Consider the following 20,432-nt stretch of genomic DNA (forward strand, 5'->3'; position numbering starts at 1 on the left):
AGTTGCAATGAATTTACATAATTAAATAGGAATATAAGGTGAAATAAAAAACAGCTCCTTAAAAGAAGCTGTTCTCACTCAAAAAATCGTTGTAAGGCTATCGAAGTCTGTCTACAGATTTTACGAGCCTCTCATCTTTACGGATGTATATGTTTGCAATAAGCAGACAGATTACCGCAATCAATGGGAAAATCGGCTCAATACCCTTCTCAGGAAATTGAATTCCTCCGGATAAGTTTAGTAACCAGTACGCCAATATACCAATCAACAAAGCGTTTATAATGATGCTGATGGTATTCAGCAAAATTTGTCTTTTTCTGTTTTTGAAACTGAAAATACTTAATGCTCCGATAATAACAAGCACTATACAGCCGATATTAAGTAAAGGAATACTGTCTGTAATGACAACATCCTGTCCTGTTATAAAAAGGAAAGCTGCAGCTAAAACTGCCAATAACGTCCATATAGTTTGTATTCTCTGTAGCATTGAATATTAAATTCTTGGCAAAAATAACATAAATTTTGCACAATTCAAAAATAAGTGTAGATTTGCATTATACAATGTACTTGAAAACAAAAGTCACCGGACTTACTTTTCTTACTCACAATTAATTACATTTTTACATTAAATATGTTTAACATAGAAACGTTAAGGTCAAAATCCGTAACGGAACTGACTAAAATCTTAAAAGATTTGGGCGTTAAAGTTGCAAGAACCAGCAATGAAAATGACAAAATCTTTGCTATTCTTGACTTTCAGGCTTCTAACCCTAAAGTTGCAAAAGATTATTTCAGCGCCACAGAAACCACCAGTATAAATACTGAAGAGGCTCCAGCAGAAAAACCTGCTAAAGCCCCAGCAAAAAAAGCTGCCCCGAAAAAAACGGCAGCCAAGCCAAAAACAATTATTAAAGATCCGGTAGAACCTAAAGCAGAGGAAAAAACAGAAGAAAAAATACCCGCTTCTGAAGAAATAAAACCGGAAGAGCCAAAAGCTGAAGCCGCTGTAACAACAGAAGAAGCCGCAGTTCAGGCAAAAAGGAAAAGAAAAAGAGTTTCTACCAATACAGGTAACGCAGAAGTATCTCAGGAAAAAACAGAAGCTCCAAAAAACACAGAATCTCAAGAGCCGGTTCAGGCTGAAGAAAAGCCTAATAATCCTCAACAGCAACAGGCTAACAGACCTCAAAAAGGACACAACCACCCACAGAACAGTGGAAACCAACATAAAAATCAAAACCAAAACCAGCACCAGCAGCATCAAAACCAAAATCAGAATCAAAACAGACATTCTGAAAAGGCAGAGGAGCAGCACGACCATAAAAAAGAATTCAATTTCGATGGATTGGTGAGTATTGAAGGTGTTCTGGAAATCTTACCAGATAACTACGGATTTTTACGTTCTTCCGATTTCAGCTATATCTCTTCTCCTGATGATGTGTATGTTTCTACAGCACAGATCAGAAATTTTGGGTTGAAAACCGGAGATACAGTGAAAGGAATTGTAAGACTTCCGAAAGAAGGTGAAAAATACTTTTCATTATTAAAACCTACAGAAGTTAACGGACGTGACCTTGCATTCATCAAAGACCGTGTAGCTTTTGAATATTTGACCCCGCTTTTCCCGGAAGAAAAATTCAATCTTGCAGGAAGCGAATCTACCGTATCAACCAGAATTGTAGATTTATTTGCACCTATCGGAAAAGGTCAGAGAGCAATGATCGTAGCACAGCCAAAAACAGGTAAGACGATGTTGCTTAAAGATATTGCTAACTCTATTGCTGCCAATCACCCGGAAGTATATATGATGGTTCTTTTGATCGATGAACGTCCGGAAGAGGTTACTGATATGGAAAGAAGCGTAAATGCAGAAGTAATTGCTTCTACATTTGATGAGGCAGCAGAAAAACACGTGAAAGTAGCCAACCTTGTTCTTGCAAAAGCACAAAGAATGGTAGAATGCGGGCATGATGTCGTGATCTTACTGGATTCTATTACAAGATTAGCAAGAGCGTACAACACGGTGACTCCTGCATCAGGTAAAGTTCTTTCCGGTGGGGTAGATGCGAATGCGCTGCACAAACCGAAAAGATTTTTCGGAGCTGCAAGAAAAATTGAAGGTGGAGGATCGCTAACAATTATTGCAACGGCATTGATTGATACAGGATCTAAAATGGATGAAGTCATCTTTGAAGAATTCAAAGGTACAGGTAACATGGAGCTTCAGCTAGACAGAAAAATTGCTAACAGAAGAATTTATCCTGCCATTGATTTAATTTCTTCCAGCACCCGTAGAGATGATCTGCTTCTGGATGAAGTGACTTCTCAGAGAATGTGGATCTTCAGAAAATATCTTTCTGAAATGAATCCTGTAGAAGCTATGGAATTTGTAAATAAGAACATCAAAGGAACTCTTAATAATGAAGAATTCCTGATGTCTATGAATAAATAAATTTAATTTAATATTGTTAAATAGAAAGCACGAAGATTATGGTCTCCGTGCTTTTTTTTATTTTCTATTTGAATTCAATATTCCTGTTTCCAGAATAAGTTCATTTTTCTTAGAGTCAAAGCTATCTGTTGATAATACAGGCATTTTTCCTTTGATCGAATCCTGATCTGGATGATGGGTATGATTATGAAGTGTTTTTACTTGCTCAATATCCGCAGGTCTTCCGTTGATCATTATATTCTTTTGAATAATTTTTATGTAAGGAATATCTTTGTAATATATGTGATTTTCGAGGTTTTTGAAGCGGGGTTTAGATGCAAAATCAATAATGTATCTGTACTGTTCCAGAAACAAGCAGAGGTTTTTATCCATTTTGATTGTTTTTCCCGGAAATGCCAGAGAACCTATAACTGTAGTTTTATGAGATCTCAGGTCTTCAACAGTCATTGTAAGCCAAGTATGCTCATATTCTCCCCAGGTAAAATAAGTTTCTTTATCTTTAATATTTTCAGGAAGAGGTTTTCCCGGAATATAACCGTCTTTTTTAATTGTAATACGATAGGAGCCCCTGTTCCAGCCGATTGGCTTTCTTACACTAATGAAATCGCCTTCTGTGTCTGAGCTGATGAAATAACCATTCGTTTTCAAAGCATTTTTATCGCGCTCATACCACCTGGAAAAAATTCCGTTGAAAGGAATGTAGTCTTCATCTTTTCCGGTTTTTGAATTGGTACCGTCGCCTTTTGACTGTATACCTCCGTAAATAGGGATATTATTAAATGCCATATTGAAGGGCGAGATATAGAAATAATAATTTTTAGGAACTGTATTGCAGACTTCTATATCAATGGATAAAGAATTAAAATCTTTAATATTATCTTTTAATCTGTAAAATGTATTGGTATAGTGAAGAGGAGGAAGTATAATGCTGTCCTGATAAGAATGATGGGATTGCATCATCTTATCTGTTTCTTTGTGGAGATTACTGTTCTCGTATTTCTTTTTCAGTTCTTCTTTGGTTTGAGCTGAAAGAAATAATGAGCCTCCAACCAATAAGGCAGTTGCTATTTTTGTATTCATCAATTGTATTTTTTATGATATAAATGTAATGATTATTTTTAATGTTAAATAAAAATAAATCTTAATTCATTCTAAATCAATGTATCAATGTTAAAGATTTATTAAAGTAATATACAATCCTTGATAATACCTTAAATAATGGCTATTTTTGGGTATAACATTAAAAATAAAGATTATGTCATTTGAATTACCAAAACTAGGATATGCATATGATGCATTAGAGCCGACTATTGATGCAAAAACTATGGAAATCCACCATACAAAACACCATCAGGCATATATTGACAATTTAAATAAAGCAATTGAAGGAACTGAGCTGGCAGGAAAAACGATCGAAGAAATCTGCCAGACAGGTACTGATAAACCAGCAGTAAGAAATAATGGAGGAGGACACTTCAACCACTCTTTATTCTGGGAAATTTTAACGCCAGGAGGAAGCAAAGAGCCTGTAGGAAACGTAAAAGCTGCCATCGAAAACTACGGAGGTCTTGAGAAATTCAAAACTGATTTTTCTGAAGCGGCTAAGACAAGATTCGGTTCAGGATGGGCTTGGTTGGTAAAAAATGCTGACGGTTCTGTATCTGTTTCTTCTACACCAAATCAGGACAACCCATTAATGCCTGTAGCAGACGTTAAAGGAACTCCGGTTTTAGGATTAGATGTTTGGGAACATGCTTATTATTTAAACTACCAAAACAGAAGACCTGACTATGTTTCTGCATTCTTCGATGTAGTAAACTGGGATAAAGTAGAGGAATTATTCAATAAATAATTTTCAGCTATTATAAAAATGAAAAGGAGACCGTCTCAAAAGGTAAACCAACAACTCTGAGAATTTCTTAAATGACAAAATTTGTCAGACAAGAAGTCCGAGAGAGGGATGCTTTTTAGACAGTCTCCTTTTATTCTTTAATCTATGAATAGATTGTCTTTTTTAAATTTTTCGTTAATAACCTTTGGGTCTGCTAATTGAACACTACTACCCATATACATTTTAGCTTTTCCAGCAGGATCTGCATAAAAATCGGTTCTTTCTTTAATGAAATTTGCTTTTGTTGTTTCAATAAAGTTTTTTGGTAAAGTTATAATCAGGTTTTGTTTCTTAATGCCAACCAAACTAAATGTAAAATAGTAGTTTAAATCATACACTTCAACAATCAGCCCCGGAAGGCCTTTAAATAGAAATGGACCATCATTAGATGGAATATCAGAAGTAAACCAAGCAATAAACTTTCTGTTGTTGAGCATACAAATTGCTTTTTGACAATTAAATTCACCTATTTTCTTTTTCTCATTTTCTATTTTCCAGTTTATTATTTCTGTGGGATATCCGTAAAATTTATTGACGATTTTATCAAGTATTTTAATTTTTTTATTTACACTGTAAAATACTTCATGATTTACCCTTGCTTGTGGCATGGCGGCAAAGTTTATAGAGTAATTTCCTTTCGCAAAATTGCTTTGTACGATTGAATCTCTTCGCATTTTGGAGAAACTTTTATAGATGGACTCTTTACCATCTGAAAGTAGTACCATCGTCTCGTCAAATTTCCGGTCTTTATCTAAGGAATCACGCATATATGTGTATGTATAATAAAATGCGGTATTTGATTTCACCTCTTGTGCTTGAAGTATGTTAATAATAAGTAGTAATAATATTTTTTTCATTTTTACATAATTATAAACTCAGATAGTTTATTTACTATCTGAGTTATTTTTTATTACTGATGGCAGTTAATTTGTTCAACGGCTTCTGCATCGCTCATTAAACACTCGGTCCCCCATTCGCTACACCATGTTGTTATGAATTAAGTCCGCAAGATGTTTGAACAAAAACCTGCATACATCCAAATGCTTTTACTTTGTTTTCCTTTTCCTCTTCTTTGGTTTCTGTAACCTTGGAATAAAGATTTGATACCACTGTGCTTTTAGCATTTACTAATCCAGCAACTCCGAAAGCTGCTAATAAAATAATTTTTTTCATAATGAGTTTTTTTAAATTCATTACTAAAATATAAAATAAAATCAATTTGTTGTGAATTATTTTTTTATGTTAAGTCTCTGTTTTAATTACTTTTGCATCGTTAAATCAAAGAGTTGTATTTTTACTACGGAAATTCGAAATGCTATTAAGAAATGCTATTTATTGAGTATTTCAATGGAATTTCAACAACATTTATAAAAAAGGTTCAGCATTACTCTGAACCTTTTTTATTGACTATGTTTTAAATTTACCTTATCGCATCACTTCCGGATAATCCGTTCATTTTAATTTATACTTCCAGTTCACATATACGAAAACCTGGTATAATTTATATTCAAACCTGATCCCGTAATTTTCCTGGGGATCATAATCTATCCCGGATTCAATAATATTTCTATATCTCCCGGAATTATAGTAACTGTTCCATTCATTAACTAAAAATGTATTTTTTGTCTTCAGATAAGATTCTGTGTACTGGCTGATAGGTCTAGCCACAGCACTCATAAAATAATCGAATTGCGTATCAATGACCGTAAGATCCCATTCTCCGTCTTCATTTTTGGAAGGCTTCATCTCATATTGCTCTTTGTCTTTCTTTGTGTTTTCCTGAGAAAAACAGCTGAAAGGTACCCATGCAATCATTACTAATAAAATAATATTTTTCATGATGTAGGTATTTACATAAAAAAAGTACTCCAATAAGGGTGCCTAACTTTTTATGGTTCTTTCTGAAGAACTACAAATGCCGGGAAGTGATCACTGTAGCCTCCTGTGAACTGGTCTCCATTCCATGATCTGAAAGGATATCCTTTATAGTTTCCTTCTTTATTGACAAGATAGGGTGGTGCAAAGATTTCTGTTTTATATACAGCGTATTCTTTTGTTACCTGGTCAGAAATTACGTTTTTAGAAACAATAATCTGGTCAAACAGGTTAGGTGCATCCTGATACGCAAGAGAGGCAACTCCTTTCTTATATAAAGGATACATCAGATTAAGATATGGTGTTTCTTCGTTTAAATCTTTCGGGCTTGCCTGTGCTTTCAGGTGGTTTTTTAAACTTGGGCTTACAGGATCATCGTTAAAGTCACCCATGGCAAAAAGCTTTGTTGTTGGGTCAGCTGCTCTTACACTGTCCATTTGCTGTTTTAACAATGTTGCTGCGGCATTTCTTTTAGGTAAATAAATGGCTTCACCCCCTCTTCTTGAAGGCCAGTGGTTCATAAAAAATGCTACCTTTTCATTGTCTAAAAACCCTGTTACCACAAGGATATCTCTTGTATATTCTCTTTTTCCGTTGTCACCGTAGATTACCAGTTCTTTTTTTAAAGAATTGGTAGGGGTGAATCTTCTTTTCTGATAGATCAATGCAACGTCAATCCCTCTGTAGTCATAGGAATTGTAATGAATGATTCCGTAATCATATTTCTTTAAAGCGGGTTCATTCACAAGATCCTGGATAACCTGTCTGTTTTCAACCTCAATTAATCCAACTACTGCCGGAGCAGTTTTGGTATATTGTGCCCCCATTTCAGAAATTACTTTAGCTTCGTTCGCCAGTTTTGCCTTATAAATTTTACTTCCGTAATTCTTTGGACTTTTTGGGGTAAATTCTTCAGAACCACCTTGTTCTCTAACTACTTTTTTGCCAATCAGAGCACCGTCGCTCCAGGGTCCGTCATATTTTTCAGCTTCCAGAAATTTGATAGAATCTATAGGAATACTTCTGTGAAAAGCAGGATTTTTAATGTCTTTGGTCCCATCGATATAATCTGCTGAACGGATAGTATCCCAAAGGTTTTCTACGTTTAAAAAACCTACGGTAGCTACTTTTCTCAGTTTTCCCTGTTGCTGTGAGAATGCCATGATCGAAATAATGATGGCAAACAGACTCGAAAATCTCTTCATCTCTTTGAGTTATTATTAATACTATTTAATTTACAAATTTACTTTTTTTAATTCACTGCGTTTTAAATATTTGTAAATTTAAAAGCAATTGCCTTAGTGTCAATTATATAATGATTCTTAAAAGATTGCAATGTTAAGAAAAAATTACGTTAAAAAAGTGGCGAATTACAAAATTTGACTAAATTTGTGCCCCCCAACTTTTAAATTGTTGAAAATTAACAAGAAAAGTATTAAAAAAATAAATATACTCATGATTAAAAAACTATCATTGATCTCTTTATTTACTTTGCTGCCTGCTTCATATTATTATGCGCAGACAACAGTGTTTGCGTATCTTAAGGATGCGGAAGGAAAGCCTGTTGAGCAAGCAAGTGTAGATTTAAAAGGAGCAGGAAATGATGCAAAGGCAGACAAAATCGGATATTTCCAATTTACGGATTTGATGCCCGGACATTATCAGATTATGGTTACAAAACCCAATTTTGAAACAAAGGTTTTCGAATTTGATGTAACCAGTGATGAGAAAAGAAAAGATCTTGGAGTAATTACGCTCTATTCTGCTTTGAACGGGGCAGACCAGGGACTTGCTATCATAGAAGACTCGGGAGAAAGTGATAGTGGTGGTGCACAGCAAACGGCCACTGTAGGATTACTGCAGTCTTCTCAGGATGTATTCAACAGAATTGCAAGTTTCGATTTAGGACCCTACTGGTTCCGCCCGAGAGGAATTGATAGCAGAACAGGTGAGAATATGATCAATGGGGTTTCTATGGCCGCTGCAGATAATGGAGATGTAGACTTCAGCACCTGGGGTGGATTGAACGAAATTACCCGTTACCCGGAAATTGCAGCTAACAATGCGCCTTCAGAATATGCTTTCGGAGGAACTACCGGAGTTTTTTACAAGAATACAAAAGCCAGCGAGTACAGAAAAGGCAGCCAGCTGACCTACTCTCTGACCAACAGAAACTATACCAACAGATTGTCTTACAGATTCTCTTCCGGAATGAATAAGAACGGATGGGCATTTACAGGAATGATCGCCAGAAGATGGGCACAGGAAGGGATCCAGGATGGTACCGCTTATGATGCATACAGTGGATATCTTGGTATTGAGAAGAAATTCAGTGACAGCCATACCATGACTTTGAATGCTATCGGTTCCAAATACACGAGAAGCTCTTCAAGCCCAAGTACTCAGGAAGTGTATGACTTCAGAGGTGTTCATTACAACTCTTACTGGGGATGGCAAAACGGGGATAAGAGAAATGAAAGAGTCAAAAGAGGCTTCCAGCCGATGATCCAGTTGCAGGATTTCTGGAAAATCAATAAAAATTCTCAGTTATGGACGTCTGTTTCTTACCAGTTCGGTAAAGAGTACAGCTCAAGATTAGATTGGTACAGAGCCAATAACCCATCTCCAACCTATTACCGTAATTTACCAAGCTATTGGTTAAATTATACAAACCCAGCGCCTGAACAGGCTGCCAACATCGGAATCACAAGAGACTGGTGGACCAATGATGACCAGTCACATACACAGATCAACTGGGATAATCTTTACAATGCCAACAGAAATGTAGAATATAATGCTACGCTTGGTGGTAGAAGAGCTGCTTATTATCTTGTGGATGATGTAAAAGATGATAAAGTATGGAATGTAGCTACTCACTATACTTATAACTTTAATGATACATCCCGTTTTATTTTAAACTTATCTTACCAGAATTACAGATCTGAGCAGTACAGAGAAGTAAATGACCTTTTAGGTGCTGATTTTGCCCTGAATATGGACCCGTTTGCATCCAATACTACTGCAGGAAGTGTCTGGGGAAAATTTAATACGAAAGAAAGCGATACTGATGTTGCCAAAAGAGAAGGTGACAAAATCGGGTACAACTATATTTTCAGAAGACAGGAATTTAAAATAAACCCTGCTTTCAAATTCGCAACAGGGAAATTTGATGTATTTATTTCCGGATTATTCGGGTATACGACAAACAGCAGAGAAGGATTGTTCCAACATTATCTGTATGAGTCTTCTTACGGAAAAGGTACAGACCAAAACTTCTGGAATGCAGGCATCAAAGGACAGGTTACATATAAAATCAATGGTAGAAACTTCCTTGTTTATAACGGAGCGTATTTTTCACAGTCTCCTTTCTTGAATGATATTTATTTTAATACAAGAGTAAGTGGTGTTACCACTCCGGGGATCAAGAACGTTGTTGTTGATGCAAACGACTTGAGTTATGTAATCTCTACGCCGATCGTTAAACTTAGACTGACAGGTTACCTTGTTAATACACAAAACGAGACAAGTGTACAAAGATATTTCGCACAAGGTGTTAAGCTGACAACGCTTACCGAAAGCGGAGACCAGGCTCCTATTCAGGACGGTGCTTTCATTACACAGGTACTGGCAGGAGCAAACAAGAGAAACATGGGTATTGAGCTTGGTGCACAGGTAAAAATGACTCCTACTTTAACGGCTAGCGGTTTATTAAGCCTAGGACAGTATACATATACGAATAATCCTACGGTTTATTTCGCATCTGATGCTGTTGGAACGTTCAGAGAACTTGACGGGAACGGAAATATCGTATCAAGATCTTATACCAACATGGGGGAAGCAACACTTAAAAACTACAGACAGGGTGGAACTCCTCAGGAGGCATATACTTTAGGTCTTCGTTACAGCAGCCCTAAATACTGGTGGCTGGGAGCAACATGGAACTATTTCGGGCATTCATTCCTGGATCCGTCTCCTGTAACCAGAACAGAAAGATTCTATACCAATCCCAATACACCGGGAGTGCCTTATGACAACGTAACTGAGGAAGAACTGGCAAGAGTTCTTGCACCTACAAAATTACCTTCAGCATTCTTCTTCAATGTGAATGCAGGGAAATCCTGGATGATCGGTAACTATTATGTATTGGTGTCCGCATCGGTAAATAATATCCTGAATAACAGAAACTTTATTACAGGTGGATTTGAGCAGACGAGAAATGTTAACTATACTGACTATGCTAATGATTATGACAGCGGAAACATGGTATTCGCTCCTAAATATTGGTATAACCAGGGTAGATCTTATTTTGTTAACCTTCAATTCAGATTCTAAAAAACTAAAATTAAAAATCGAAAACAATGAAAAATATATATTTTAAAGCAGCGGTCTTCAGTGCTATCACAATGTTGTCATTCTCGTCTTGTGTAAAAACCGATGATTATGAGGTGCCTGAAATTAAATGTACCAACAAGTTTGCGGCAGCTAACCACCCGTTATCTGACCTTGCAGCCATTGCAAAAGCAAAGCCAGGTGAAGCTGATATTATTAAAGAAGATTATATCGTGGAAGCTTATGTTTCTTCAAGCGATGAATCTGGAAATATTTATAAAATGATGTTCCTTCAGGATAAGCCTGAAAACCCGGTACAAGGGATAGAAATTGATATCGACGGGGGAAACCAGTACCTTGATTTTCCAACAGGAGCTTTAGTAAGAATCAATTTAAAAGGATTAATCGTTCAGGGTGTTAATGGGAATATTAAAGTAGGTTCTTATGACCCTAACTATCCTATTGGTAGAATCAACCCCAATAAAGTTTCAAATTATATAGCAAGAGTTTGTGACGGGCAAAAACCTGTAGTTGCTGTAATGAAGCCATTAGAATTCAACTCTATCGCTGACGCACTTAAAAACGGTGCTCACATCAACCAGCTTGTGAAAATTAAAAACGTTCAGTTTGAAGAGCCTGAACTGACAAAAACTTTTGCTGACGAATCAGCAACAGGTGACCGTTATATTACGGATAAAAAAGCAGGAAGATTAGATCTTCGTTTCAGCAACTATGCAACATTTGCGAAATCTCCGATCTCTCCTAAATATGAAAAAAGCGGTGATATCATTCTTCTTCTGAGCCGTTTTACAAGCTCAAGTAATGCAACGATTTTCACAGATCAGGCTTATATCAGAAATCTTGATGATATTAACTTCCCGAACGCCAGATTCACCCCAGGTGAGCCGGAACTTCCTTCTGCTTCTGCTGTCAATCTTTTCCCGAGCTCTGACTTTGAAAACTGGGCATCTTTCCTTTCAAGTTTAAATAGCTTTGGGCTTATGCCTTATGCATCTCAAGGTATTGGCTTGGGGTACAACGGCACAAATTCCCTTCAGATTAAAGGTACACCTGCTAATAATGACTATGTATTTACAGCGAATGCGGCGTCTGGAATACCAGCAACTCCGAAGAGAATTACAATGTATATCAAAGGTACTGCATCAGGAAAATCACTTTCTTTCAATGTATATAGAGCAACACCATTGGCTCCTAATACGTCTGCTTTCTATACATTCAATTTAGCAACATTCTCTACAGGTGCTACTTTAAGCCCTGAAAGTACGAATTCATATAACGGATCTATCAACACGAACGGACAATGGAGACTGATTGAGCTTACCCTTACAGGCCTTACCGATCTTAATATTACCGCTGGAAAACCAATGTTTGCCCTTAAAACAGGAAAAGATGGAGTGTATGATCTTCAGATCGATAATATTAAAATTGAGTAATATATTAGGATACAATATTCTAATATACCTTATAAAATCGGGCAGCTGTCAAGCTGCCCGATTTTATTATACGAGGGTTTTATTTCCTTTTATTTAACTGTAATTGTCGGATCCCAGTAAAAGTAACCATACAGAATCTGTTTATTACTGTCATTCGGATCTAAAATGTAAAGTCCGAACTGTACATAAAAGTTCTCTTTGCCTGTTGCTTTTACTTTAGAGTCGATACTGGCAAAAGTGATGTCGGCGCTGGCAGCAGGAAGACCATTTTGAGAATTTAAATTAGGTACAGCCGCCTGTCTTCTTTCAACGGAATTGTATATAAAACTGTTGAAAACCTGATCTCCGGACCAGTATTTAATATTGTAAATAATTACAGCATCATCGGAATTCTGATAGATTGATGTTCCTCTGAAAGAAACTATATCTCCGGCTCTTGCGCTGAAGTTCAGGTCAGCGGAACCTTGTCCGGAAATAGCGTTGGCATTCGAAACGATCATATGCTGGCTGTTATGATCAATTCCGGTAGGATTATTAGGATCTTTACTTGGATTTTGGTAAGTAGATCTTACATAATCTGTGTCAATAACAATCAGGACATCTATTTCCTGGCTGGATGATTTTAGTTCTATATCTTCCATGATATTTAGTTTTTGTTTGGTGTTTTCTTACTCATCTGGCTTTTCAGATTCCGCCCCGTTATTTAAGTGATTCCGGCTTCACACTGTTGGTTGTAATTACAATACAAATGTACATGGGTGAAAATGAAAATATTAGAGTGTAAATGCTGAAATTTACGATTAGGTATTTGTACTTAATTAATCTCCTTGTGGTGATTTTTTATTAGTCCAAAAAAATACCCTGAAAAGTTCATCTTTCCAGGGTTCCATTTATAATGGTTATATCTGATTCACGTTAAAAAGAGACCTCGTTCACTTCTTTTCCTCTTTGGAAGTTCATTGTTTTCTGGCTGCCTTTGTAGGCGATATTGACCAGATTAATCTGCTTAGGAAAAGCGCTTAAAAGGATCGTATTTTTAATCTTTAAGGTGTTGATATCCGAAACGCCGCCGGTTTCAAAATACACCCATACAGTTTCTCCGCTGACCTGACTTCCCGTGAAGGTTATCGTTTTAGGAGCTCCATTGACAAATACATCAAAATTATTGTTCACATATTTTTTTACCTCTGCTTCAAATCCCGCCGTATTAGGGTTGATCTTAATAGCGTCAGAGATATGGCTTGTATTCATTTTTGTGGTAAACTTCAATGTCTTGCTTCCATCAATATAGTCCACTTTGGTCATTGAAGAGAAAAAGTCTACATACATAAAACTCATTAACACAAAAAATGTTAAAATTCCTGATATATATAAAAGTTTTTTCATCTTAATTAATAGATTTACAATCATAGTTGTTAGTTACAAGTCACAAATAATATGCCAATTAAAAATTTACATTCACAGAATATTTGTCATAAAATGCCTTAATATGCGCTACAGCCTCATCAGCAGTGTCTACCACACGATAAAGTTCAAGATCATCTTCAGCAATCATTCCTTCTTTTAACAGCGTTGCCTTAAACCAATCCAGTAATCCACCCCAGAATTCACTTCCAACTAAAACGATTGGGAATTTTCCAATTTTATTAGTCTGAATCAGCGTCACCGCTTCCGTAAGTTCATCCAGGGTACCAAAGCCTCCGGGCATTACTACGAATCCCTGAGAATATTTTACAAACATTACTTTTCTTACGAAGAAGTAATCAAAATTCATGGAATAGGATTTATTGATATAAGGATTAAAATGCTGTTCAAAAGGAAGATCAATATTAAGTCCGATAGATTTTCCTTTCGCATTAAAAGCGCCTTTATTTCCCGCTTCCATGATCCCGGGTCCGCCTCCGGTGATAATTCCGAAACCTAATTTGGTGATCTTCTCAGCGATATCAACAGCCATTTCATAATATTTGTTCTCCGGTTTCAGCCGGGCAGAACCAAATATAGAAACGCAGGGTCCAATCTTAGCGAGCTTTTCATAGCCGTCCACAAATTCAGCCATGACCTTAAAGACCATCCAGCTGTCTTTGGTGATTGTTTCATCCCATGTTTTTTGTCTGAAGCTATTGTGTAGTTTTGTTTCGTTAATGTCAAGTTCCGGATTTACTAAACTTTCATCCCTAGTTCCATCAATTTCCATTGCAAAATTTATTTAAAATGTTTTTCGGCTTCTATTATGGATGATGGTCTTCCAACATCAATAAGAATACTGTCATGCACAAAACCATGTATATGTTCGGTTTGCATGAGGTCCAGATATTCTTCCATAACAGAGAATTTGCCTGTTCTTTTTATTTTTTCGAAGATAAGAGGATTGATACAATGAATTCCACTGAATGCAAGCGCTTTAAAGCCTTTATTGAATTCAGCCAGCCTTTGTTCTCCGGTTTGTACATTCAGCCAGCCTCTCAAAACCATATCATCATTGAAAAGGAGCTTTCTCGAACTTTCCCTGTCCGAAACCGCTAAAGTAGCAAAATCTTTTATCTTTTTGTGATATTCTACCAATGCATTGATGTTCAGATCGGTAAGGATATCTGCGTTCATGATTAAAAAATCTTCTCCGTGATCAAGAAATTTTCTTGCAAAAATCAAGCCGCCACCTGTTTCCAGAAGCTCGTTGGTTTCATCAGAAATTTCAATTTGGCAACCAAAATTGTTGTTTTTATGTAAAAAATCAACTATCTGATTCCCAAAATGATGGATGTTGATCACAAAATCTGTTATTCCGAAACTTTTCAGATATTTGATATTTCTTTCCAGAAGCGGAACTTCGTTTACTTTGGCCAAAGCTTTAGGATGGTAATCCGTAAATGGTTTAAGCCGTGTACCTTTTCCTGCTGCAAAAATTAGAGCTTTCATTTTTTTATAATTGATAAATGATAGTTGATGAATGATAAAACTTTTATAATTAATAAATGATCATTAAAATAACATTGGAAAATAATCATTTATCAATCATCGCTTATCTTTTATGAATTCAGTTGCGGTTGTTCATCGTGATGAAGGGTTATTGCTGTTCCTTCAGGATATTTTTCTCTGATAAATTCAGCAATTTTTATGGCACAATATACCGATCTGTGCTGCCCGCCGGTACATCCGAAATTAATCTGGAGATGTTCAAAGCCCCTGTCTAAATAATTGTCAATATTGATGGAAACAAGAGATTTTACCAGTTCCAAAAATTTTGGCATTTCCGTTTTTGTTTCCAGGTATTCCTGAACTCCGATGTCATTTCCGGTCTGGATTTTATATTCTTCAATTCTTCCCGGATTTAATATTCCACGGCAGTCAAAAGCAAAGCCTCCGCCGTTTCCTGAGTGGTCTTTAGGAATTCCCCCTTTCTTGTATGAAAAGCTGTGTATATCGATGTGTAGCATATTCTTTTTATCTTTTTTAAACCATTCAGGCTTATTTTGTTATGTTGAAATCATTTTGTGTTTTGCTCAATATTTTCAATCTTGTCAGTCTGAGCGGAGCCGAAGACTTATTTATTTATTATTTCTTCAATTTTTTGCTTTGCCTTCTCTGATGTCAGCTGATGAATTACTTTTTTCAGTTCCGGATAATTGTTCATCTGCTCCCAGGAGTCTGCAAACTGTGTTATATTATGAATTCCTTTTTCAAGGCTGGCTGTAAAATGCTGTTTACGCTGAATCAGTCCTCGGAATCCATAAGCTCCTAAAACCTGTAAAAATCTCATCATCTGAATGGGCATCACCGCATTTTTCAATTGAATCCTTGTTTCAGGATCTTCAAACTGCTGAATATAAAAGTCGAGCATTTCCTGTTTGAAATCTTCAGGGAAATTGGCTTTAGCCTGAAAAAGAAAAGAGATGACATCATACATTAATGGACCTTTCATTGCGGATTGGTAATCGATGAAAGAGACCTCGTTCTTTTCATTCACCATAATATTTCTTGCCTGGAAATCACGGATCATAATTCCTTTAGGCTCAAGGTTCTCAATAAGAACGGCGATTTTTTTGAATTCCTTCAGAAGAGCAGACTTGTTGTATTCAAGCTCCAGAAAATCGGCCACAAAGTTTTTGAAATAATAAAGATCATGAATCACGGGAAGTTCGTCATAGCTTTCATACTCAAAGGTTTTTGAAAAATCAATTTTCCCCTGTGTGCGTATCTGCAATTGGAAAAGCTTTTCTAAAGTCTGCCGTACCAAAGATTTTATCGCTGGGGATAATGGCTCTTTTGCAATCACCTCGGAAAGGGTATGTTCTCCCAAAAACTCCTGGATATACATTTTTCTGTCGTCAGAAACAGCAAGAATGTAAGGAGTATTGAGTTTTAAATTTGAAAAAACCTCAGAGTAATACAGGAAACTTTCATTTTCCGGGATATTTTCATTATAGGTGATAATGTATTTTTCAGCACCTGTAGTGGCCAGAAAATTGACTCTCGCAGAGCCGCTTTGAGCTAATGTGACGAATTCGGAAGATTTTTTGCCTACATGGTTTTCAAAAAATCGTTTTGCGTTTTCAGAAGTCATAATATGGAAACAAATATACTAAATTAACATGAGTTGTAAATTATAGTGTAAAGAAGTAATGGCTGAAGATAAAAAGGTATTATGCTTAAAATGTATATTATTTGTTTAATTGAATATTTTTATGAAAATTCTTAAGTTTTATACGAAGGCAATGTTGGATTTTACACCTGGTTTAAGTTTCTTTATTCAAATTCCGGATATTACATGCTAATTTCTATCTTTGCAGTATGCTGAAAGACTTTAAACCTGTTTTAGGTATTTTATTGCGCTTTATTATTATGTATCTGGTGTTGCTTTTCGCTTATCAGTTCTACCTGAATAGTGGTAAAGATTCCGGGCTGGATTCTTTTTCAAGAATGATTGCTAATCAGGTAGCTTCTCTGCAGAACATGATAGGTTATCCTACGGAGCTTTATAATGATGTAAAGAACGAGCAGGTATGGTTTTATGTAAAACAGAATTATGTGACAAGAATGGTGGAAGGATGTAATGCTGTTTCTGTTATTATTTTATTTGTGTCTTTTGTTTTTGCTTTTTATAAGGGGGTAAAGACTTTTGTTTTTGTGGGAGCAGGATTAGCAATATTATACATTATAAATCTTTTGAGAATTGTAGGGCTGAATATCGTCATGTCAGATCATAAGGAATATGGAAAGATATTTCATGATTTTATTTTCCCTGCTATAATTTATGGAAGTGTTGTTGTACTTTGGCTGATCTGGATTAAATTTTTTGCTTTAAAACATGAAAATTCTTAGCTGGCTTCTGATTATCGCAGGAATCTGCGGGCTTATTGGTGTAAGAGTTATGGAGGGAACTTTATTTTATGATCCTTTTTTAGACTACTTTCATGAAGCGAATAAAAATATTGAATTCCCTGTGTTTGAATGGGGGAAGCTTATTGCCGGACATGTATTCAGATTTACGCTGAACCTTTTCTTTTCCTGCCTGGTTATTTATGGCTTATTTAAAAATAAAGAATGGACATTGCAGGGTGCTGTGATGATGATCATTGTGTTTATGATTTCTCTTCCCATTTACCTGTATTGTATTCATGACAGATTTGAAACAGGCTATCTTTTTTCTTTTTATATGAGAAGGTTTGTCATTCAGCCGTTGATCATACTGCTGATTGTTCCGATGTTTTATTACAGAAAGCAGGTGATCAGCAAAGAAAGCTGAAAAAGCAAATTTAATTTTTATATTCTCCTTCAGCGACTGTATGTTTCTCCACACTGGTTACATTTTCCGGAGTCCATTCTACCCGTCTGATAAAATCTTTTTCGCGGACAGGGCAGTCTTTGATCTGGCATACCGGGCATGAAACCGGTTTACAGTCATCCATATGGAAATTGAACTCAATACTGCGTTTCATATTTTTAGCAAGAAGTATAATTACTTTTTCCATTTCATTATGGGCATCGCGAAGATCGTAATACCAGGGAAGAGTAATGTGGGCATCAATATGCAGGGAAGATCCGAATTGCTGAATTTTCATATTGTGTACATCAATCCATTCTACATGTCTGTTTTCTTCAAGGATTCTAATGACCTGATTTAAAATTTCAGGATCCTGTTCATCCATAATCCCTCTTAAAGATTTCCGGACGATTTTATAGCCTATAAATATGATGTAAAGCCCAAAACTTAATGCCACTACGGAATCCAGCCAGTAAATTTTGGTGAAATAAGCAATTATTAAGCTGGCAACCACCCCAAGAGTCGTAATCGTATCGGACTGAAGATGTTTGCCGGATGAAATGAGAACCAGCGAATTCTCTCTTTTCCCTTTTTTTATAGAGATATATCCCAGCAGGTAATTAATGACTGCAGTGGCTGCAATAATCCATATCCCAAGATCAATTTTACTTAATGTTTTTCCTATAATAAGGCTATGAATTCCTTCATAGATAATCATAACACCGGCAATAGCAATAAGGGCTCCTTCAATACCGGAGGTTACGAATTCTACTTTTCCATGGCCGTACGGATGATCTTCATCTTTAGGTTTGGCCGCAAGATGGAGTGCATAAAGCCCCATAAACGCACTGATGACATTGACGATGCTTTCCATAGCATCAGAAAACACAGCATCAGAATTGGTAAGTTTCCAGGCAATAATCTTTCCGATAAAAAGGATTATTCCAAACGCTGCTATTAGTTTCTGGAATCCTATTTTCTCTTGGTGGGTATTTTTCTGGCTATTCATAGTAAGTTTGATAAAAAAAAGAATCTCAATTTTGAGACTCTTTTTTATTTTGTTAGTTTATACTAAGTTGTTTGCTACAAGGTATTCAGCGATTTGTACAGCGTTTGTTGCTGCTCCTTTCCTCAGATTGTCTGCAACGATCCAGAGGTTAAGCGTTTTGGGCTGTGACAGATCTCTTCTGATTCTTCCTACGAAAACTTCGTCTTTCCCTTCTGAGTACAGCGGCATCGGGTAGTGGTTGTTTTTCACATCATCCATTACAATAACACCGGGAGTTTCAGCCAATATTTTTCTCACTTCATCCAGTTCGAATTCATTTTCGAACTCGATATTCACACTTTCAGAATGTCCTCCCTGAACCGGAACTCTTACAGCAGTTGCTGTTAAGTTAAAGGTATCGTCTCCTAATATTTTCTTAGGCTCCTTCATCAGTTTGATCTCTTCTTTGGTATAATCATCATCAGCAAATACATCACAGTGTGGCAACGCATTTTTGAAGATCTGATAAGGATATACTTTTGCGATAGAATCATCTCCGCTGATTTGGCTCTCTTTGTTCACCGAATTTTCAATTTCACCATTTAACTGGTCCACTGCAGCTTTCCCAGTTCCTGTTACAGACTGGTAAGTAGAAACAATTACTCTTTTTAAATCATATTTTTTGTTCAAAGGTCCTAAAACCATTACCAATTGAATGGTAGAACAATTCGGATTTGCAATGATTTTATCTTCTTTAGTTAAAACATCAGCATTGATCTCTGGAACGACTAATTTTTTATCAGGATCCATTCTCCATGCAGAAGAATTATCAATTACTGTTGTTCCTGCTTCTGCAAATAGTGGAGCGAATTCAAGAGAAGTAGAACCTCCTGCAGAGAAGATGGCAATATCCGGTTTGGCAGCTATAGCGTCCTTCATGCTTACAATGGTAAATTCCTTCTGTTTATACTTCACCTTCTTGCCTACAGATCTTTCGGATGCAACCGGGATTAATTCTGTTACAGGGAAGTTTCTCTCCTCCAAAACTTTAAGCATAACTTGTCCAACCATTCCTGTTGAACCTACTACAGCTACTTTCATTGATTTAATTAAAAATTTAAGATTAAACTATTTATAAATTATAACGCATATAATTTCTTTATCTTTTTTAAGCTCCAAAGACTCTTGTCCAAGGGAACGCGAATGCAAATAAACCTGCAGCAATCAGTCCCATAATCACTACTCCTAGAGAAATAGTATCATTGGATTTTACTTTTTTGTTGACAATAGTCATCAAAACTGCTGCAATAAGCATAGAGAATGGATGTTCAACATATTGGAATCTCAATGCTGCATTTTTCATTACTTCTCCCATGTTTAATCCTTTGCTAAAAGTGGTGATCAACATAATGATTCCCAATAAAAACTGAACGTGGAAGAAAATCATTGTGAATAGCGTTGTTTTCTTCAAAAATTTGTTCACTTTTCCACTGAAACCAAACATGGTCGCTAACAGTGCAATGATAAATAATGTTACCAAAAGAATTTCAAGATACCCGAAACCTTTGTGGGCATTAAGTAAAATGTTGTAAAAATCCATAATCCTATTTTTTTGTACACAAAGATAACAAAAATCCCGGCTCAAAGCCGGGATTGATATTTATAAAATCTAATATTGT

General features: G+C 36.1%; 21 protein-coding genes. 6 read left to right on the plus strand and 15 right to left on the minus strand.

Going from position 1 to position 20,432, the window contains the following annotated elements:
• Positions 1 to 97 precede the first annotated feature (97 nt).
• Positions 98 to 487, minus strand: coding sequence for a DUF4293 family protein (locus ACP3T3_RS16000; protein ID WP_426476811.1), 390 nt, complete (start codon positions 485 to 487; stop codon positions 98 to 100).
• 144 nt (positions 488 to 631) lie between these two features.
• Between ACP3T3_RS16000 and rho the strand changes: the two genes are divergently transcribed.
• Positions 632 to 2,452 carry a transcription termination factor Rho gene (gene rho, locus ACP3T3_RS16005; protein ID WP_426476812.1) on the plus strand — a complete coding sequence of 607 codons (1,821 nt, stop codon included), beginning with the start codon at positions 632 to 634 and terminating at the stop codon, positions 2,450 to 2,452.
• Positions 2,453 to 2,509: 57 nt separating this feature from the next.
• Here rho and ACP3T3_RS16010 read toward each other — a convergent pair whose 3' ends face one another.
• A complete protein-coding gene (locus tag ACP3T3_RS16010; protein ID WP_426476813.1) occupies positions 2,510 to 3,532 on the minus strand; it encodes a hypothetical protein in 1,023 nt (340 codons plus the stop codon).
• A gap of 175 nt (positions 3,533 to 3,707) precedes the next feature.
• On the opposite strand from ACP3T3_RS16010, the gene ACP3T3_RS16015 reads away from it, so the two are divergent.
• Positions 3,708 to 4,304 carry a superoxide dismutase gene (locus ACP3T3_RS16015; RefSeq protein ID WP_089692834.1) on the plus strand — a complete coding sequence of 199 codons (597 nt, stop codon included), beginning with the start codon at positions 3,708 to 3,710 and terminating at the stop codon, positions 4,302 to 4,304.
• Between the two features lie 137 nt (positions 4,305 to 4,441).
• Here the strand turns inward: ACP3T3_RS16015 and ACP3T3_RS16020 are convergent, their stop codons facing one another.
• From ACP3T3_RS16020 to ACP3T3_RS16035, 4 genes are all read right to left on the minus strand, one after another.
• The gene (locus tag ACP3T3_RS16020; RefSeq protein ID WP_426476814.1) at positions 4,442 to 5,200 is read right to left on the minus strand and encodes a GLPGLI family protein; all 759 of its coding nucleotides are present in this window, start codon (positions 5,198 to 5,200) and stop codon (positions 4,442 to 4,444) included.
• A 133-nt stretch (positions 5,201 to 5,333) separates the two neighbouring features.
• The gene (locus ACP3T3_RS16025) at positions 5,334 to 5,516 is read right to left on the minus strand and encodes a hypothetical protein (protein WP_426476815.1); all 183 of its coding nucleotides are present in this window, start codon (positions 5,514 to 5,516) and stop codon (positions 5,334 to 5,336) included.
• A 279-nt stretch (positions 5,517 to 5,795) separates the two neighbouring features.
• Complete coding sequence (locus ACP3T3_RS16030) at positions 5,796 to 6,182, minus strand: DUF6146 family protein (RefSeq protein ID WP_426476816.1); 387 nt, start codon at positions 6,180 to 6,182, stop codon at positions 5,796 to 5,798.
• A 50-nt stretch (positions 6,183 to 6,232) separates the two neighbouring features.
• The gene (locus ACP3T3_RS16035; RefSeq protein ID WP_426476817.1) at positions 6,233 to 7,423 is read right to left on the minus strand and encodes an endonuclease; all 1,191 of its coding nucleotides are present in this window, start codon (positions 7,421 to 7,423) and stop codon (positions 6,233 to 6,235) included.
• Positions 7,424 to 7,673: 250 nt separating this feature from the next.
• Here ACP3T3_RS16035 and ACP3T3_RS16040 point away from each other — a divergent pair, with 250 nt between their 5' ends.
• Complete coding sequence (locus ACP3T3_RS16040) at positions 7,674 to 10,550, plus strand: carboxypeptidase regulatory-like domain-containing protein (RefSeq protein WP_426476818.1); 2,877 nt, start codon at positions 7,674 to 7,676, stop codon at positions 10,548 to 10,550.
• A 26-nt stretch (positions 10,551 to 10,576) separates the two neighbouring features.
• Positions 10,577 to 12,001: a DUF5689 domain-containing protein gene (locus ACP3T3_RS16045; protein ID WP_426476819.1), complete on the plus strand. Its 1,425-nt coding sequence runs from the start codon at positions 10,577 to 10,579 to the stop codon at positions 11,999 to 12,001.
• Between the two features lie 89 nt (positions 12,002 to 12,090).
• Here the strand turns inward: ACP3T3_RS16045 and ACP3T3_RS16050 are convergent, their stop codons facing one another.
• The 6 genes from ACP3T3_RS16050 to ACP3T3_RS16075 all read right to left on the minus strand — a co-directional run bounded on the left by ACP3T3_RS16050 (position 12,091) and on the right by ACP3T3_RS16075 (position 16,565).
• On the minus strand, positions 12,091 to 12,642 hold the full coding sequence (locus ACP3T3_RS16050; protein ID WP_426476820.1) for an inclusion body family protein: 552 nt from the start codon (positions 12,640 to 12,642) through the stop codon (positions 12,091 to 12,093).
• Positions 12,643 to 12,916: 274 nt separating this feature from the next.
• A complete protein-coding gene (locus ACP3T3_RS16055) occupies positions 12,917 to 13,387 on the minus strand; it encodes a DUF6702 family protein (RefSeq protein WP_228377469.1) in 471 nt (156 codons plus the stop codon).
• Between the two features lie 58 nt (positions 13,388 to 13,445).
• Entirely contained in the window at positions 13,446 to 14,198 is a 753-nt protein-coding gene (locus tag ACP3T3_RS16060) for a TIGR00730 family Rossman fold protein (protein WP_426476821.1), read from the minus strand.
• A gap of 8 nt (positions 14,199 to 14,206) precedes the next feature.
• Positions 14,207 to 14,920 carry a nucleotidyltransferase family protein gene (locus tag ACP3T3_RS16065; protein ID WP_426476822.1) on the minus strand — a complete coding sequence of 238 codons (714 nt, stop codon included), beginning with the start codon at positions 14,918 to 14,920 and terminating at the stop codon, positions 14,207 to 14,209.
• Positions 14,921 to 15,030: 110 nt separating this feature from the next.
• Entirely contained in the window at positions 15,031 to 15,438 is a 408-nt protein-coding gene (locus ACP3T3_RS16070; RefSeq protein WP_426476823.1) for a RapZ C-terminal domain-containing protein, read from the minus strand.
• A 107-nt stretch (positions 15,439 to 15,545) separates the two neighbouring features.
• Complete coding sequence (locus tag ACP3T3_RS16075; RefSeq protein ID WP_426476824.1) at positions 15,546 to 16,565, minus strand: aminoglycoside phosphotransferase family protein; 1,020 nt, start codon at positions 16,563 to 16,565, stop codon at positions 15,546 to 15,548.
• A gap of 227 nt (positions 16,566 to 16,792) precedes the next feature.
• Between ACP3T3_RS16075 and xrtF the strand changes: the two genes are divergently transcribed.
• The gene (xrtF, locus tag ACP3T3_RS16080) at positions 16,793 to 17,323 is read left to right on the plus strand and encodes an exosortase family protein XrtF (RefSeq protein WP_426476825.1); all 531 of its coding nucleotides are present in this window, start codon (positions 16,793 to 16,795) and stop codon (positions 17,321 to 17,323) included.
• Positions 17,310 to 17,747, plus strand: a complete 438-nt coding sequence (locus tag ACP3T3_RS16085) for an exosortase F system-associated membrane protein (RefSeq protein WP_426476826.1) — start codon at positions 17,310 to 17,312, stop codon at positions 17,745 to 17,747. The genes xrtF and ACP3T3_RS16085 overlap by 14 nt, the downstream gene beginning before the upstream one ends.
• A gap of 10 nt (positions 17,748 to 17,757) precedes the next feature.
• Here ACP3T3_RS16085 and ACP3T3_RS16090 read toward each other — a convergent pair whose 3' ends face one another.
• The 3 genes from ACP3T3_RS16090 to ACP3T3_RS16100 form a co-directional block, all read right to left on the minus strand.
• Positions 17,758 to 18,774 (minus strand): cation diffusion facilitator family transporter, encoded by a 1,017-nt coding sequence (locus tag ACP3T3_RS16090; RefSeq protein WP_426476827.1) that lies wholly within the window; start codon positions 18,772 to 18,774, stop codon positions 17,758 to 17,760.
• 57 nt (positions 18,775 to 18,831) lie between these two features.
• Positions 18,832 to 19,854 (minus strand): aspartate-semialdehyde dehydrogenase, encoded by a 1,023-nt coding sequence (locus ACP3T3_RS16095; RefSeq protein WP_426476828.1) that lies wholly within the window; start codon positions 19,852 to 19,854, stop codon positions 18,832 to 18,834.
• A gap of 67 nt (positions 19,855 to 19,921) precedes the next feature.
• Positions 19,922 to 20,353, minus strand: coding sequence for a hypothetical protein (locus ACP3T3_RS16100; RefSeq protein WP_426476829.1), 432 nt, complete (start codon positions 20,351 to 20,353; stop codon positions 19,922 to 19,924).
• Positions 20,354 to 20,432 lie beyond the last annotated feature (79 nt).

The organism is Chryseobacterium sp. CBSDS_008 (assembly GCF_049959325.1).
In the GTDB taxonomy this organism is placed as follows: domain Bacteria; phylum Bacteroidota; class Bacteroidia; order Flavobacteriales; family Weeksellaceae; genus Chryseobacterium.

Coding starts and splice junctions, on each gene's coding strand:
- ACP3T3_RS16035 (WP_426476817.1), bottom strand. CDS start 7,423: ATGAAGAGATTTTCGAGTCTGTTTGCCATCATTATTTCGATCATGGCA.
- ACP3T3_RS16030 (WP_426476816.1), bottom strand. CDS start 6,182: ATGAAAAATATTATTTTATTAGTAATGATTGCATGGGTACCTTTCAGC.
- rho (WP_426476812.1), top strand. CDS start 632: ATGTTTAACATAGAAACGTTAAGGTCAAAATCCGTAACGGAACTGACT.
- ACP3T3_RS16065 (WP_426476822.1), bottom strand. CDS start 14,920: ATGAAAGCTCTAATTTTTGCAGCAGGAAAAGGTACACGGCTTAAACCA.
- ACP3T3_RS16070 (WP_426476823.1), bottom strand. CDS start 15,438: ATGCTACACATCGATATACACAGCTTTTCATACAAGAAAGGGGGAATT.
- ACP3T3_RS16075 (WP_426476824.1), bottom strand. CDS start 16,565: ATGACTTCTGAAAACGCAAAACGATTTTTTGAAAACCATGTAGGCAAA.
- ACP3T3_RS16045 (WP_426476819.1), top strand. CDS start 10,577: ATGAAAAATATATATTTTAAAGCAGCGGTCTTCAGTGCTATCACAATG.
- ACP3T3_RS16050 (WP_426476820.1), bottom strand. CDS start 12,642: ATGGAAGATATAGAACTAAAATCATCCAGCCAGGAAATAGATGTCCTG.
- ACP3T3_RS16085 (WP_426476826.1), top strand. CDS start 17,310: ATGAAAATTCTTAGCTGGCTTCTGATTATCGCAGGAATCTGCGGGCTT.
- ACP3T3_RS16095 (WP_426476828.1), bottom strand. CDS start 19,854: ATGAAAGTAGCTGTAGTAGGTTCAACAGGAATGGTTGGACAAGTTATG.
- xrtF (WP_426476825.1), top strand. CDS start 16,793: ATGCTGAAAGACTTTAAACCTGTTTTAGGTATTTTATTGCGCTTTATT.
- ACP3T3_RS16040 (WP_426476818.1), top strand. CDS start 7,674: ATGATTAAAAAACTATCATTGATCTCTTTATTTACTTTGCTGCCTGCT.
- ACP3T3_RS16010 (WP_426476813.1), bottom strand. CDS start 3,532: ATGAATACAAAAATAGCAACTGCCTTATTGGTTGGAGGCTCATTATTT.
- ACP3T3_RS16025 (WP_426476815.1), bottom strand. CDS start 5,516: ATGAAAAAAATTATTTTATTAGCAGCTTTCGGAGTTGCTGGATTAGTA.
- ACP3T3_RS16090 (WP_426476827.1), bottom strand. CDS start 18,774: ATGAATAGCCAGAAAAATACCCACCAAGAGAAAATAGGATTCCAGAAA.
- ACP3T3_RS16055 (WP_228377469.1), bottom strand. CDS start 13,387: ATGAAAAAACTTTTATATATATCAGGAATTTTAACATTTTTTGTGTTA.
- ACP3T3_RS16015 (WP_089692834.1), top strand. CDS start 3,708: ATGTCATTTGAATTACCAAAACTAGGATATGCATATGATGCATTAGAG.
- ACP3T3_RS16100 (WP_426476829.1), bottom strand. CDS start 20,353: ATGGATTTTTACAACATTTTACTTAATGCCCACAAAGGTTTCGGGTAT.
- ACP3T3_RS16000 (WP_426476811.1), bottom strand. CDS start 487: ATGCTACAGAGAATACAAACTATATGGACGTTATTGGCAGTTTTAGCT.
- ACP3T3_RS16020 (WP_426476814.1), bottom strand. CDS start 5,200: ATGAAAAAAATATTATTACTACTTATTATTAACATACTTCAAGCACAA.
- ACP3T3_RS16060 (WP_426476821.1), bottom strand. CDS start 14,198: ATGGAAATTGATGGAACTAGGGATGAAAGTTTAGTAAATCCGGAACTT.